Origin of the sequence: Rathayibacter festucae DSM 15932, from assembly GCF_004011135.1 — a bacterium.
In the GTDB taxonomy this organism is placed as follows: Bacteria; Actinomycetota; Actinomycetes; order Actinomycetales; family Microbacteriaceae; genus Rathayibacter; species Rathayibacter festucae.
The window spans coordinates 2,617,268-2,629,086 of the sequence record NZ_CP028137.1 but is presented as its reverse complement, the minus strand read 5'-3'; the positions used below and the strand labels follow the sequence as shown (position 1 = coordinate 2,629,086).

The following is an 11,819-nucleotide window of genomic DNA, read 5'->3' as shown; positions in this document are numbered from 1 at the left end:
CCGTCGGATGCGCGGGAGAGCGGCCGGGAGCCCCCGACCGCTCGAACCCTGAGAAAAGGAATCCTGAATGGCCCCCAAGAAGAAGGTCACCGGCCTGATCAAGCTCCAGATCAAGGCGGGCGCCGCGAACCCGGCCCCCCCGATCGGTCCGGCGCTCGGTCAGCACGGCGTCAACATCATGGAGTTCTGCAAGGCGTACAACGCGCAGACCGAGTCGCAGCGCGGCAACGTCATCCCCGTCGAGATCACCGTCTACGAGGACCGCTCGTTCACCTTCATCCTGAAGACCCCGCCCGCGGCGGAGCTCATCAAGAAGGCCGCCGGCGTCGCCAAGGGCTCGTCGACCCCGCACACCGTGAAGGTCGCGAAGCTCACCATGGCGCAGGTCCGCGAGATCGCCGAGGCGAAGCAGACCGACCTCAACGCGAACGACATCGAGGCCGCCTCGAAGATCATCGCGGGCACCGCTCGGTCGATGGGCATCACGGTCGAGGGCTAGTCCCTCCGCCTTTCCAGAACTCACACCGTGGGAGAGCCCGCCAGGCTCTAGAACCACATTCTCGTTTCAAGGAGAAACAACATGGCACAGAAGTCGAAGGCCTACCGGGCCGCCGCCGCCAAGCTCGAAGAGGGCAAGTTCTACACCGCCGACGAGGCCGTCGCGCTCGCGCGCGAGACCGGCTCCGCGAAGTTCAACAGCACCGTCGAGGTCGCGCTCAAGCTCGGGGTCGACCCGCGCAAGGCCGACCAGATGGTCCGCGGCACGGTCATCCTGCCGCACGGCACGGGCAAGACCGCCCGCGTCATCGTGTTCGCGACCGGTCCGGCCGCTGAGGCCGCGATCGCCGCGGGCGCCGACGAGGTCGGCGGCGCCGAGCTCATCGAGAAGGTCGCCGGCGGCTACACCTCGTTCGACTCCGCGGTCTCGACCCCGGAGCTCATGGGCCAGGTCGGCCGTCTCGGAAAGGTGCTCGGCCCCCGCGGCCTCATGCCCAACCCGAAGACCGGCACCGTGACCCCGGACGTGGCTCGCGCCGTGACCGAGATCAAGGGCGGAAAGATCGAGTTCCGCGTCGACAAGCACGCCAACGTGCACCTCGTCGTCGGCAAGGCCGCCTTCACGGAGGAGCAGCTCCAGGAGAACTTCAAGACGGCTCTCGACGAGATCGTCCGCCTGAAGCCGTCCTCCTCGAAGGGCCGCTACATCCAGAAGGCCGCCGTCTCGACGACGTTCGGCCCCGGCATCCCGCTGGATGTCAACGTCCTGGCCTGAGCCTCGGCACAGCACTGAGCTGCGGAAGCAGTGACGGGAGGGGATCCGCTTCGGCGGGTCCCCTCCTTCGTCGTTCCAGGGGCACCGCGCGCGCCGGGCATACTGAACGGCGTGTCCGACTCCCTGCCCCCGAGCATCGACCCCGTGACCGTCCGCCGTGCCTCGGCTTCTGACGCCGAGGAGCTCGCCGCGGTCGCCGCCGCGACCTTCCCGCTCGCCTGCCCGCCGCACGTCACCGAGGAGGCGAAAGCGGACTTCATCCGCACCGTGCTGTCGGTCGAGCGCTTCCGCGGCTACCTCGCCGACTCGGGCCGCGTGCTGTTCCTGGCGGAGGACGACTCCGGGGCGCTCGGCTACACGATGCTCGTGCGGGGCGAGCCGTCCGACCCCGAGGCGGCGGTCGCGGTCACGGTCCGGCCGACGGTCGAGCTGAGCAAGTGCTACGCGCTGCCCGACCGGCACGGCTCGGGGATCGCGGCGCGGCTGATGGCCGCGACCCTCGACGAGGCACGCGCGATCGGCGCCCTCAGCGTCTGGCTCGGCGTGAACCAGGAGAACGAGCGGGCGCGCCGCTTCTACGCGAAGCACGGCTTCGAGGTCGTCGGCATCCGGCACTTCCGCGTCGGCGGCCGCCTCGAGGAGGACTTCGTCCTCGAGCGCCCCCTGCCCTGACACCCTGCTCCCCTTCGCGAGATGCCACTTGTGCACGCCCGACACGGCGTGTCGCGTGCACAAGTGGCATCTCGCGGTAGGGGAGGGGGGGAGGGGGGGGGTCAGCCCTCGGCGACCGTGAGGACGAGCTTGCCGCGGGTGTGGCCGGTCTCGAGCTGCGCGTGCGCGGCGCCGGCTGCGGAGAGCGGGAAGACGCCGTCGATGAAGACGCGGACGTCGCCGGACTCCAGCAGGCGCGAGACGACGCCGAGCGTGGCGCCGTCGGGGGCGACGCGGAAGGTGGAGGCGCGGGCTCCCGCGGCCGCCGCCTCCTCGAAGAACTCCGGCCAGCTGCCGGTCGGCGCGTTGACGATCAGCCCACCGGGGCGCAGCACCGACAGGGAGCGGGAGCCCGTGCTGTCGTGGACGTTGCCGACGAGGTCGATCACCACGTCGACGCCGGACAGCAGCTCGTCGAAGCGCTCGGTGGTGTGGTCGATGACCTGGTCGGCGCCGAGCTCGCGCAGCCACTGCAGGTTGCGGGTCGAGCCGGTCGCGATCACCGACGCGCCGAAGTAGGCGGCGAACTGCACGGCGAAGTGACCGACGCCGCCCGACCCGGCGTGGATCAGGATCCGCTGGCCCTCGTGCGCCTTCGCCAGCTCGACGACCATGCCCCAGGCGGTCAGCGCGGCGAGCGGCACCCCCGCCGCCTCGACGTGCGAGAGCGTCGACGGCTTGCGGGCCAGCGAGACGCTCGGGACGCTGACGTACTCGGCGTAGGAGCCGGAGTAGCGCGGCACCATCACGAAGCCGTAGACCTCGTCGCCGGGGCGCAGCGGGTGCGCCGGGTAGGGGCTCGAGACGACGATGCCGGAGAAGTCGTGGCCGAGCACCGCCGGGTAGGAGGGGATCTGCGCGGCGACTCCCTTGCCCGCTCGCGTCTTCACGTCGAGCGGGTTCACTCCCGCCGCGATCACCTTGACGGCGAACTCGGCGTTGATCGCGGTCGGCGTGGGCACCGTCGCCAGGTGGAGGACCGAGCAGTCGCCCGGGGCGTCGATGACCGCCGCCGTCATCGTCTCGGGGAGCACCACCTCCTCCGGGATGTCGCCGATCGCGAGGCCGTGGCCGAGCGCGCTGTTGTGCATCATCGCCCTTTCCTGATCCGGCGCCGGTGGTCCTTCGAGCAGGCGGGAGGCGGCTGTCCGCCCCGACCGACCCCGCTTCCGCGCGCCGCGTTCAGTCAAGCCCGGTAATGAGTCCGGGCTGTTTCGGCGGTGTCACCCCTCGGAGAAGAAAGCCTCCCTGTCCCCCGTACGGGAGGGGAGGGTAGCGACCCGGTCCTCGGATGGCGCTCCCTGTGCCGTCTGGCACCATGAAGGGGTGCGACGACGAGCGAACGGCCCCCTTCTCGTGGTGGGCGCGCTCCTGGTCCTCGCGGGACTCGCCCTGCTGCTCGCCGCCCGCTTCAGCATCGGCACCAGCCGCTGGGTCTACGTCAGCGAGATGGGCGCGCCGGACCTGCCGACCGCCGGGACGTTCCGCATCGCCCTGCTACTGGTCGCGGCGGGCGGCGTCGCGATCGCGATCGGGGCGCGAGCGGTGCGGACGCGGCTGCTGCCCGGCTTCCGGCCCGCGCTGGCGATCCTCCTCGCCGCGCTGTGCTTCGCGCTCGCCTCGCAGGTGACCTGCTCGGCGGGCTGCCCGCTCCCGGTCGGACCGCGGTTCAGCTGGCAGGACCTGATCCACACCTCCGCCGCGGTGCTCGGCTTCTCCGCGGCGTGCCTGGCGATGCTGCAGCTCGCCACGGCGCGGGAGCGGCCCGGGGTCGCCCGGCTGTCACTGGTCGCGGGCGTCGCGGTGGCCCTGGTCGCCGGGACCGGCGCGATCTTCTCGCTGCTGCGGCTGTGGCTGGGCGTGGGCGGCACGCTCGAGTTCGTCGCGACGGCGATCGCGGTGCTCTGGCTGGCCGTCGTCGGGCTCGTCCTCGCGGGCGAGGAGTTCAAGGGTGGGCTCGCGGGCGAGGAGTTCAAGGGTGGGCTGGCGGGCGAGGAGTTCAAGGGTGGGCTCGCGGACGAGGAGCTCAGCGGCCGAGCCACTCCCGGACGTGACCGCGGATCCGCTCCTGCTGCTGCGCCAGACCGGCGTCCCGCGACGGGACCTGCTCGAGGTCTGCGTCCGGAAGAGCCCTAGCCCACTGCTCGGCGACCGCCACAGGGTGCACCGGGTCGCGGTCGGCCGCGATCACGAGCGTGCGCGCGATGACCTCGCCGAGCTCGCCGGAGTCGCGGTAGGCGGCGTTGCGCGGGATCTCGGCCAGGCGGACGGCCCGCTCCTGCGCCTGCGGCGAGCGGAACTGCAGGCAGAGCGCCTCCGCCGACGCGGGCGACACCTCGGCCGCGCGCTCGAAGAGGCCGGAGGCGCGGAAGAGCCGCTCGCCGCGCTTGGCGCCGTGGTCGTGCAGCAGCTGCGCGATGACCGGGAAGACCGTGAGGTTGTCCGGCAGCGGCTCCGCGGTGAAGGCGGGGCGGACGAACACGGCGCGGTCGATCGGCAGCACCTTCCGGCTGGCGAGCCGCAGGGCGATCGCGGCGCCCATCGAGATGCCGAGGACCGTGAGGGGCTTGTGCGCGGCTCCGGCCCGGATCACGTGCTCGGTGACCTCGTCGGCCAGGGCGTCGAGCGAGAAGTCGGCGGCGCCGCCGATCAGCTCGGAGGCGCCGTGCGCCCGGACGTCCGGGGCGATGACCTCGGTGCCGGCCGGCAGTGCCGCGCGCAGGAGGCCGAGCGGCTGGGAGCGGTCGCCGCCCAGGCCGTGCAGGAGCAGGGCGGTCACCGCCGGCCCGCGCGGGTTCTCTCGTGCAGCTCGGCCATCAGCATGCCGGCGAGGCGGACCAGCACGTGGATCTCGTCCTCGTCGCGGTCGACCCAGCGGAACTCGGGGACGGCGTCGATCGGCACGAAGTCGCGGTGCTGCTCCCAGACGACGAGGGTGCGCTCGGCGCCGAGGACGTACTGCTGCCAGAAGACCTGGCGCAGGTAGTGGCGCGGGATGCTGCGCCACTGCTTCGAGGTCGTCTTGATCTCGCAGAGCTCGAGGCGGCCGTCCTCGCGGAGGCCGATCCCGTCGGGGGTGGCCAGGTGCCGGCGCTCCTGGCTCGCGTGGAAGAGGGTGCTGCTCGGCTCGATGGCGTGCTCGCGGAGCACCCAGGCGGCGATCTCCGGCTCGCGAGCGCGGCCGTGGTCGGTGAAGGCGTTGCCGCTGAAGCTCGAGCCGTAGAGCTTGTCGAGCGCGGCGCGGTCGATGGCCGCGGGGGAGGACAGGCGCGCGACGTCGGTCGCGGTGATGCCCCGCGAGCGGGCGCGCAGCCAGGCGACGCGGTCGGAGGAGTCGGCGACCACTCGGCGGAGGTGCGGCGGCTTCGCGTCCACGAAGACGGGTTGCGTCTCCCAGGGGAACGAGAGCTGCAGATCGGGCACCGATTCATTCTCTGCCTCCCGGGCCGTCCTGCCCAACCGGCACGCCGTCGGCGGGGGGAGGTCGGCCCGGGCCCAGGCCGGGTCAGGCGCTGAGGAAGGCGTCGACCTCGGCGGGGGAGAGCAGGTGGCGGCGGACCATCAGGGCGGCGCCGCGGACGCCGCCGCCGGTGTCGCCGGAGGCCTGCACGATGTCGAGGGCGCGGGTCGCCAGGGGGAGGGAGCGGCGGTAGACCACCTCGCGGACGCCGGCGAGGACCTCGTGGCTCGCCTCCGCGATGCTGCCGCCGATGACGATGACGGAGGGGTTGAGCAGGTTGACGCAGGTCGCGAGCACCTCGCCGAGGTCGCGGCCGGCGGCGCGGGTCAGCTCAACGGTGGTCGGCTCGCCGGCGGTGAGCAGGGCGACGACGTCGGAGGTCCGGGCGACCGGGAGGCCGGCGGCGGTGTGCAGGCCTGCGGCGGTGAGGCGGCGGGCGATGGCCGAGCCGCTCGCGATCGCCTCGAGGTCGGCCTCGCCGCGGTCGCCGGGCACCTGCACGTGGCCGAGATCGCCCGCCGCGCCGAGGGCGCCGCGCTGGAGGGCGCCGCCGCTGACGATGCCGGCGCCGATTCCGGTGGAGACCTTCACGTAGAGGAGGTCGTCGACGTCGGCGTAGTGGGCGGCGTGCTCGCCGAGCGCGAGCAGGTTCACGTCGTTGTCGACGAGGACGGGGACGGCGAGGCGGCCCCCGACCGCGGCGGGGATGTCGAAGCGGTCCCAGCCGGGCATGATCGGCGGCTTCACCGGGCGGCCGGTCGCGTGCTCGACCGGCCCGGGGACGCCGACGCCGACGCCCGCGAGCGGACCGGCGCCAGGGGTCTGCGCGAGCAGCGCGTCGGCGACGTCGAGGGCGTGGCCGAGGACGACCTGCGGGCCGTCCGCGATCGCGATCGCCTCGCGCCGCTCGGCCAGGACGCGGCCGGCGAGGTCGGTCAGGGCGACGGTGGCGTGCGCGGCGCCGAAGTCGATGACGAGGAGGCTGCGCGCGCGGGCGTCGAAGGCGACGCGGCCGGCCGGGCGCCCGCCGGAGGAGGGGGCGTCGTCGCGGCGGGCGACGAGGCCGGTCGCGATCAGCGTGTCGAGCTGCGCGGAGACGGCGGCACGGGGCAGGCCGGTCTCGGCGACGACGTCGGCCCGGGTGCGCGGCGCTCCGTCGGCGAGCAGGAGCAGCAGCTCGCCCACCGCGCTGATCGAGGAGCGGCGGCGCGGGGACATGGCTGGAGTCAACCACAAGGGGGTCGGCTTCTGCGCGTCGGGAGCATGCTTTCCCGCGCCGCGGCCCGGGGTTTTGCTTGGCGGGAAGCAAAAGTCCGCGTAGGGTCGGGGGACCAATGTTCGACGTCGATCAGGAGCACCCCCCGGTGGCCACACCCTCAGACCTCTCCGTCCAGCTCTACTCGGTCCGCGACGCGCTCGCGGAGGACCTGCCGGCCGCGCTGGACCGGCTCGCCGGACTCGGCTTCGCGAAGGTCGAGCTGTTCGACCTGGTGAACCGCGCCGACGCGTACCGCTCCGCCCTCCCGGCCGCCGGCCTCACCGCGCCCAGCGCGCACGCCCGGCTGCTCGAGACCGGGGCGCCGGTCGAGGAGATCCTCGACATCGCCGCCTCGCTCGGGGTGCAGACCGTGATCGACCCGATGGTCGACCCGGAGCGCTGGACGAGTGCCGGCTCCGTCGCCGCCATCGCCGACGAGCTCAACGCGCTCGTCGACTCCGCCGCCTCGCGCGGGCTGGTGCTCGGCTACCACAACCACGCCTTCGAGTTCGAGAACCGCGTCGACGGCCGCAGCGCCTTCGAGCACCTCGCGGGCCTGCTCGACCCGCGCATCGTCCTCGAGCTGGACACCTACTGGGCCGCGGTCGGCGGTGACGATCCGGTCGAGGTGCTCGGCCGCCTCGGTGATCGCGTGCAGTTCCTGCACGTGAAGGACGGGCCGATCTCGAAGGAGACGTCCGAGCAGCTGCCCGCGGGCGAGGGAGCGATGGACGTCCCGGCGATCCTCGCCGCCGCCCCGCAGGCCCTGGCCGTCCTCGAGTTCGACGCCTACGCGGGGGACGTCTTCGAGGGCCTCGCCTCCGGCCTCCGCTACGTCTCGGAGCTCGGCGCATGAGCGGCGCGGGGCGCGTCGGCGTCGGCGTCATCGGCGCAGGCAACATCAGCACGCAGTACCTGACCAACCTCACCGTCTTCCCCGACCTCGAGGTCCTGTTCGTCGCCGACATCGACCTCGACCGCGCGCAGGCGCAGGCCGAGGCCTTCGGCGTGCCGGCCTCGGGCACGGTGGACGAGCTGCTCGCGCACCCCGGCATCGAGATCGTGGTGAACCTCACGATCCCGGCCGCGCACGTCGAGGTGGCGCGCAAGGCCGTCGAGGCGGGCAAGCACGTCTGGACCGAGAAGCCGTTCTCGCTCGACCGCGACAGCGGCGTCGAGCTGCTCGCGCTCGCGAAGGAGAAGGGGCTGCGCGTCGCGACGGCGCCCGACACCTTCCTCGGCGCCGGCCTGCAGACCGCTCAGCGCCTCATCGAGGGCGGAGCCATCGGCACGCCGCTCTCGGCGATCACCCTCTTCCAGGGCCCCGGTCCCGAGGGCTGGCACCCGAACCCCGAGTTCTTCTTCACCACCGGCGGCGGTCCGCTGCTCGACATGGGGCCGTACTACATCACGACCCTCGTGCAGAACCTCGGCCCGGTCGAGAGCGTCACCGCGGTCTCCTCGCAGGCGCGGGCGACCCGCACGGTCGGCTCCGGTCCGCGCGAGGGCACCGAGTTCCCCGTCACGATCCCGACGCACATCGGCGGGCTCCTGCGCTTCGAGTCGGGCGCCTCGGCGCAGGGCGTCTGGAGCTTCGAGTCGAGCCTGCCGCGGATGGGCTTCGTCGAGATCAACGGCTCGGAGGGCACCCTCGTGCTTCCCGACCCGAACATGCACGACGGCGAGCTGACGCTGTACCGGCGCGGCGAGTCCGAGCCGGAGGTCGTGCAGGCGACCGGCTCGACCGCCTCGCGCGGTACCGGCGTGCTCGAGCTCGCGCGGGCGATCCGCGCCGACCGTCCCGAGGCGGCGTCGGGCGACCTGGCGTACCACGTGACCGACGTGATGCTGTCGCTGCTCGAGGCCGCCGAGACCGGCGAGAAGGTGCTCGTCGAGAGCACCGTCGCGCCGCGCCCCGCTCTGCCCGAGGACTGGGACCCGAGCGAAGCGACGCTCGCCTGATGGGCGGACCCCTGCGGGTCGGCGTGCTCGGCGGCGGCTTCATGGCCGCCGTGCACAGCCGGGCGGCCCGCAGTGCGGGCGCGGTGCTCGCGGGCATCGCCTCCTCCAGCCCGGCGAAGGGCGAGCGGGCGGCCGGCGAGCTCGGCTTCGAGGTCGCCCACGACGACGCTCGCGCGCTGATCGAGGACGACTCGATCGACGTGGTGCACGTCTGCACGCCCAATGGGACGCACGCCGAGCTCGCCCTCGCGGCGATCGCGGCGGGCAAGCACGTGGTCTGCGAGAAGCCGCTCGCGGCGACGACCGCGGAGGCGACCGCCCTCGTCGACGCCGCGTCGGCTGCCGGAGTGATCGCCGCGGTGCCGTTCGCCTATCGCTTCCACCCGATGGTGCGCGAGGCGCGGGCGCGGGTCGCGGCCGGAGAGACCGGGCGGCTCGTGACGGTCCGCGGGAGCTACCTGCAGGACTGGCTGCTCGGCGCCTCCGACGACAACTGGCGGGTCGACCCGGCGGCGGGCGGGCGCTCGCGCGCCTTCGCCGACATCGGCTCGCACCTGGTCGATCTGCTCGAGTTCGTGACCGGCGAGCGGATCGCGGCGCTCGCCTCGCTCACGAGCACGGTGCATGCGGAGCGCGGCGGGCGTCGGGTCGAGACGGAGGACGCGGCCGGGGTGATCGTCCGCCTAGCGGGCGGCGCCGTCGGCACGCTGCTCGTCTCGCAGGTGACCGCCGGGCATCGCAACGAGCTGGTGCTCGAGGTCTCGGGGCTCGAGGAGTCGCTGCGGTTCGAGCAGGAGCTGCCCGAGACGCTGTGGGTCGGGCGGCGCGACAGCGCGACGCTCGTTCCGCGCGACGGGTCGATCCTCCGCCCGGACGCCGCGCGGCTCTCGATCGTGCCGAGCGGGCATCCGATGGGCTACCAGGACGCGTTCACCGCGTTCGCCCGGGACACCTATGCCGCCGTCGCGGGTGCCGAGGTGGAGGGTCTGCCGACCTTCGCCGACGGCCTGCGCGCCGCCCGCATCACCGACGCCGTCCTCGACGCCTCGGCGGCCGGCGCCTGGGTGGACGTGCCGGCCTAGCCCCCTCCGCGAGATGCCACTTGTGCACGCCTTTCACGGCGTGTCGCGTGCACAAGTGGCATCTCGCGGGAGTCCGGCTTACGCGGACTCGGCGTCCTTGGCGGCGCGCTCGGACTTGAGGCGGGCCTGCTCGCGGCGGACCTCGGCGTAGGAGTTCTGCTCGACGCGGAGCCACTCGGGGACCTCGTCGAGGAGGGCCTGGATCTGCTCGGTGGTCAATGCCTCGTCGATCCCGCCGCGGGCGAGGCCCGAGATCGAGACGTTCAGGCGCGAGGCGATGACGGGGCGCGGGTGCGGGCCGGTCTCGCGGAGCTTCGTCAGCCACTCGGGCGGGTTCGCGACGAGGTCGTCGTACTGCTCGCGGGTGATCGCCGACTCCTGGAACTCCTCCGGAGTCGCGGGGAGGAAGATCTGGAGCTTCTTCGCCGCGGTCGCAGCCTTCATCGTCTGTGTCGCCTTGGCCATGCGGCAACCCTACCGGTGGGCGCGCAGGACCTACCCTGGACGGATGAGCGACGAGCCGGACCCCCGCGAGCAGCCGGCACCCCGCGAGGACGCGGTCGGTCCGGACGACGGGGCCGATGCCGCTGACACGGACCTGGAGACGCCGGAGACGGACGATGTCGAGCCGGACGACATCGGGCCCGACGATGTCGAGCCGGACGACACCGAGCCCGACGATGTCGAGTCCGAGGGTCCCGCGCTCCTGGTCGCCCTGGTGCCCGGCGTCACGCCGACCAAGTGGACCCGCGTCTGGTCCGAGCGCCGCCCCGACCTGCGGCTCCGCGTGCTCCCGATCGCGGAGAGCGAGCAGGAGGAGGTGCTGCGCGACGGCCGGGCGCAGATCGTCTTCGTCCGCGGGGACGTGCGCAGCGACTCCGTCAGCTCGATCCTGCTCTACGAGGAGCAGCCCGTCGCGATCCTGCCCCGCGACCACGCCTTCGCGGACGCCGAGGAGATGGACGTCGCCGACCTCGCCGACGAGCACCTGCTGCAGGAGCCGGAGGCGGTGCCGGAGTGGGCGGTGCTCGCAGCGGAGATCGCGGACGGCACCCGCCGGGCGCTGCCGCGGATGGCCGGCCTCGACGACGCCGTCGAGCAGGTCGCGGCCGGGGTCGGCGTGCTGATCGTGCCGCAGTCCGTCGCCCGCGTGCACAGTCGGAAGGACGTGCGGGTCGTCCCCGTCACCGGAGTCGCCCCCACGAGCGTCCGGCTCGCCTGGGCGACCGAGGACAAGACCGACGACGTCGAGGACTTCATCGGCGTGGTCCGCGGCCGCAGCGCGAACACCACGCGCGGCACGGCGGCGACGCCGAAGGTCGAGTCGCGGGCGAAGGCGGCGAAGGCAAAGGCCCGCGAGGCGCGGGAGAAGGCCGAGAAGGCCGGCGGCGGGAAGAAGAAGCCGGCCCGGCCCGGCGGCGCCGCGCGGCCGGCGGTGCGGCGGACCCGGAAGCCCCGTGGGCGCTGAACCCGACCGGGTTCCGCGCTGGAGCCTCCGGGCGGGGCGGCTCGATGACGCTCCGGTGATCGCCGAGCTGCGCGCCGTCGTGATGCGGCCCGATCTCGAGCGGCTCGACCGCTACGACGAGCACCGGGTGCGGCACCGCTTCCTGGACGGCTACCGCCCTGAGCACACTCGCGTGATCGAGGTGGGCGGCGAGGTCGTCGGCTGCATCGCGTCGCGCCTCGAGGACGACGCGGTCTGGATCGAGCACTTCTACCTCGCGACCGCCGCGCAGGGGCGCGGGATCGGCGGGGCGGTCCTCCGGCGGGTGATGCTCGAGGACGGGCGCGCCGATCGTCCCTTCCGGCTCGACGTGCTGCGGGGGAGCGCCGCGCGCCGGCTCTACGAGCGGCACGGCTTCCGCTGGGAGCGGCCCGAGGGGGAGTGGGACGAGATCCTCGTCGCGCCGCCGCTCGCGGCTGCGGCGGGCTGACCTCGACTCCGGGGCACCTCCGGCTCGCGGAATCGGCTCCGGCTCGCGGAATCGGCTCCGGCTCGCGGGAATCGGCCGGTTCGACGAGCCGGACGAAGTTCTGGGTGCCGGAGGTCCATCGGTGGGCCCGCTCCCG

At 73.4% G+C, this 11,819-nt stretch carries 14 protein-coding genes; 9 read left to right on the top strand and 5 right to left on the bottom strand.

Features of this window, described 5'->3' with window-relative positions; translation table 11 throughout:
* Nucleotides 1-67: 67 nt before the first annotated feature.
* From rplK to C1I64_RS12130, 3 genes are all read left to right on the top strand, one after another.
* The gene (gene rplK, locus C1I64_RS12140; protein ID WP_123447822.1) at nt 68-499 is read left to right on the top strand and encodes a 50S ribosomal protein L11; all 432 of its coding nucleotides are present in this window, start codon (nt 68-70) and stop codon (nt 497-499) included.
* Between the two features lie 81 nt (nt 500-580).
* Nucleotides 581-1,273, top strand: coding sequence for a 50S ribosomal protein L1 (gene rplA, locus C1I64_RS12135; RefSeq protein WP_123447821.1), 693 nt, complete (start codon nt 581-583; stop codon nt 1,271-1,273).
* Between the two features lie 111 nt (nt 1,274-1,384).
* The gene (locus C1I64_RS12130) at nt 1,385-1,945 is read left to right on the top strand and encodes a GNAT family N-acetyltransferase (RefSeq protein ID WP_208645121.1); all 561 of its coding nucleotides are present in this window, start codon (nt 1,385-1,387) and stop codon (nt 1,943-1,945) included.
* 101 nt (nt 1,946-2,046) lie between these two features.
* Here the strand turns inward: C1I64_RS12130 and C1I64_RS12125 are convergent, their stop codons facing one another.
* The gene (locus C1I64_RS12125; RefSeq protein ID WP_425272934.1) at nt 2,047-3,075 is read right to left on the bottom strand and encodes an NADP-dependent oxidoreductase; all 1,029 of its coding nucleotides are present in this window, start codon (nt 3,073-3,075) and stop codon (nt 2,047-2,049) included.
* Between the two features lie 235 nt (nt 3,076-3,310).
* Here C1I64_RS12125 and C1I64_RS12120 point away from each other — a divergent pair, with 235 nt between their 5' ends.
* On the top strand, nt 3,311-4,120 hold the full coding sequence (locus C1I64_RS12120; protein WP_127887376.1) for a DUF998 domain-containing protein: 810 nt from the start codon (nt 3,311-3,313) through the stop codon (nt 4,118-4,120).
* Here the strand turns inward: C1I64_RS12120 and C1I64_RS20120 are convergent.
* The 3 genes from C1I64_RS20120 to C1I64_RS12110 form a co-directional block, all read right to left on the bottom strand.
* Nucleotides 4,011-4,763, bottom strand: a complete 753-nt coding sequence (locus tag C1I64_RS20120; RefSeq protein ID WP_164874533.1) for an alpha/beta fold hydrolase — start codon at nt 4,761-4,763, stop codon at nt 4,011-4,013. The genes C1I64_RS12120 and C1I64_RS20120 overlap by 110 nt on opposite strands.
* The gene (locus C1I64_RS20115; protein ID WP_159422160.1) at nt 4,760-5,407 is read right to left on the bottom strand and encodes a YqaJ viral recombinase family protein; all 648 of its coding nucleotides are present in this window, start codon (nt 5,405-5,407) and stop codon (nt 4,760-4,762) included. Before C1I64_RS20115 ends, C1I64_RS20120 begins: the two co-directional genes overlap by 4 nt.
* An 82-nt stretch (nt 5,408-5,489) precedes the next feature.
* Nucleotides 5,490-6,662, bottom strand: coding sequence for an ROK family protein (locus C1I64_RS12110; RefSeq protein WP_127887374.1), 1,173 nt, complete (start codon nt 6,660-6,662; stop codon nt 5,490-5,492).
* Nucleotides 6,663-6,808: 146 nt separating this feature from the next.
* On the opposite strand from C1I64_RS12110, the gene C1I64_RS12105 reads away from it, so the two are divergent.
* Genes C1I64_RS12105 through C1I64_RS12095 form a run of 3 tightly spaced genes read left to right on the top strand, consistent with a single transcriptional unit; the run spans nt 6,809 to nt 9,746 of the window.
* Nucleotides 6,809-7,558 carry a sugar phosphate isomerase/epimerase family protein gene (locus C1I64_RS12105; RefSeq protein ID WP_244209463.1) on the top strand — a complete coding sequence of 250 codons (750 nt, stop codon included), beginning with the start codon at nt 6,809-6,811 and terminating at the stop codon, nt 7,556-7,558.
* Nucleotides 7,555-8,664: a Gfo/Idh/MocA family protein gene (locus C1I64_RS12100; RefSeq protein WP_127887372.1), complete on the top strand. Its 1,110-nt coding sequence runs from the start codon at nt 7,555-7,557 to the stop codon at nt 8,662-8,664. The genes C1I64_RS12105 and C1I64_RS12100 overlap by 4 nt, the downstream gene beginning before the upstream one ends.
* Nucleotides 8,664-9,746, top strand: coding sequence for a Gfo/Idh/MocA family protein (locus C1I64_RS12095; RefSeq protein ID WP_127887371.1), 1,083 nt, complete (start codon nt 8,664-8,666; stop codon nt 9,744-9,746). The genes C1I64_RS12100 and C1I64_RS12095 overlap by 1 nt, the downstream gene beginning before the upstream one ends.
* 78 nt (nt 9,747-9,824) lie before the next feature.
* On the opposite strand, the gene C1I64_RS12090 is transcribed toward C1I64_RS12095, so the two are convergent.
* Nucleotides 9,825-10,211, bottom strand: coding sequence for a DUF5997 family protein (locus tag C1I64_RS12090; protein ID WP_123447814.1), 387 nt, complete (start codon nt 10,209-10,211; stop codon nt 9,825-9,827).
* A 43-nt stretch (nt 10,212-10,254) separates the two neighbouring features.
* Here C1I64_RS12090 and C1I64_RS12085 point away from each other — a divergent pair, with 43 nt between their 5' ends.
* Both C1I64_RS12085 and C1I64_RS12080 read left to right on the top strand, forming a co-directional pair.
* The gene (locus C1I64_RS12085) at nt 10,255-11,214 is read left to right on the top strand and encodes a LysR family substrate-binding domain-containing protein (RefSeq protein ID WP_127887370.1); all 960 of its coding nucleotides are present in this window, start codon (nt 10,255-10,257) and stop codon (nt 11,212-11,214) included.
* Entirely contained in the window at nt 11,204-11,683 is a 480-nt protein-coding gene (locus tag C1I64_RS12080) for a GNAT family N-acetyltransferase (protein WP_244209462.1), read from the top strand. The genes C1I64_RS12085 and C1I64_RS12080 overlap by 11 nt, the downstream gene beginning before the upstream one ends.
* Nucleotides 11,684-11,819: the final 136 nt, after the last annotated feature.

Excerpts from the sequence above, each read along its gene's own strand:
- rplK (WP_123447822.1), top strand. The coding sequence starts at position 68 with ATGGCCCCCAAGAAGAAGGTCACCGGCCTGATCAAGCTCCAGATCAAG.
- C1I64_RS12100 (WP_127887372.1), top strand. The coding sequence starts at position 7,555 with ATGAGCGGCGCGGGGCGCGTCGGCGTCGGCGTCATCGGCGCAGGCAAC.
- C1I64_RS12090 (WP_123447814.1), bottom strand. The coding sequence starts at position 10,211 with ATGGCCAAGGCGACACAGACGATGAAGGCTGCGACCGCGGCGAAGAAG.
- C1I64_RS12125 (WP_425272934.1), bottom strand. The coding sequence starts at position 3,075 with ATGCACAACAGCGCGCTCGGCCACGGCCTCGCGATCGGCGACATCCCG.
- C1I64_RS12085 (WP_127887370.1), top strand. The coding sequence starts at position 10,255 with ATGAGCGACGAGCCGGACCCCCGCGAGCAGCCGGCACCCCGCGAGGAC.
- rplA (WP_123447821.1), top strand. The coding sequence starts at position 581 with ATGGCACAGAAGTCGAAGGCCTACCGGGCCGCCGCCGCCAAGCTCGAA.
- C1I64_RS12110 (WP_127887374.1), bottom strand. The coding sequence starts at position 6,662 with ATGTCCCCGCGCCGCCGCTCCTCGATCAGCGCGGTGGGCGAGCTGCTG.
- C1I64_RS12095 (WP_127887371.1), top strand. The coding sequence starts at position 8,664 with ATGGGCGGACCCCTGCGGGTCGGCGTGCTCGGCGGCGGCTTCATGGCC.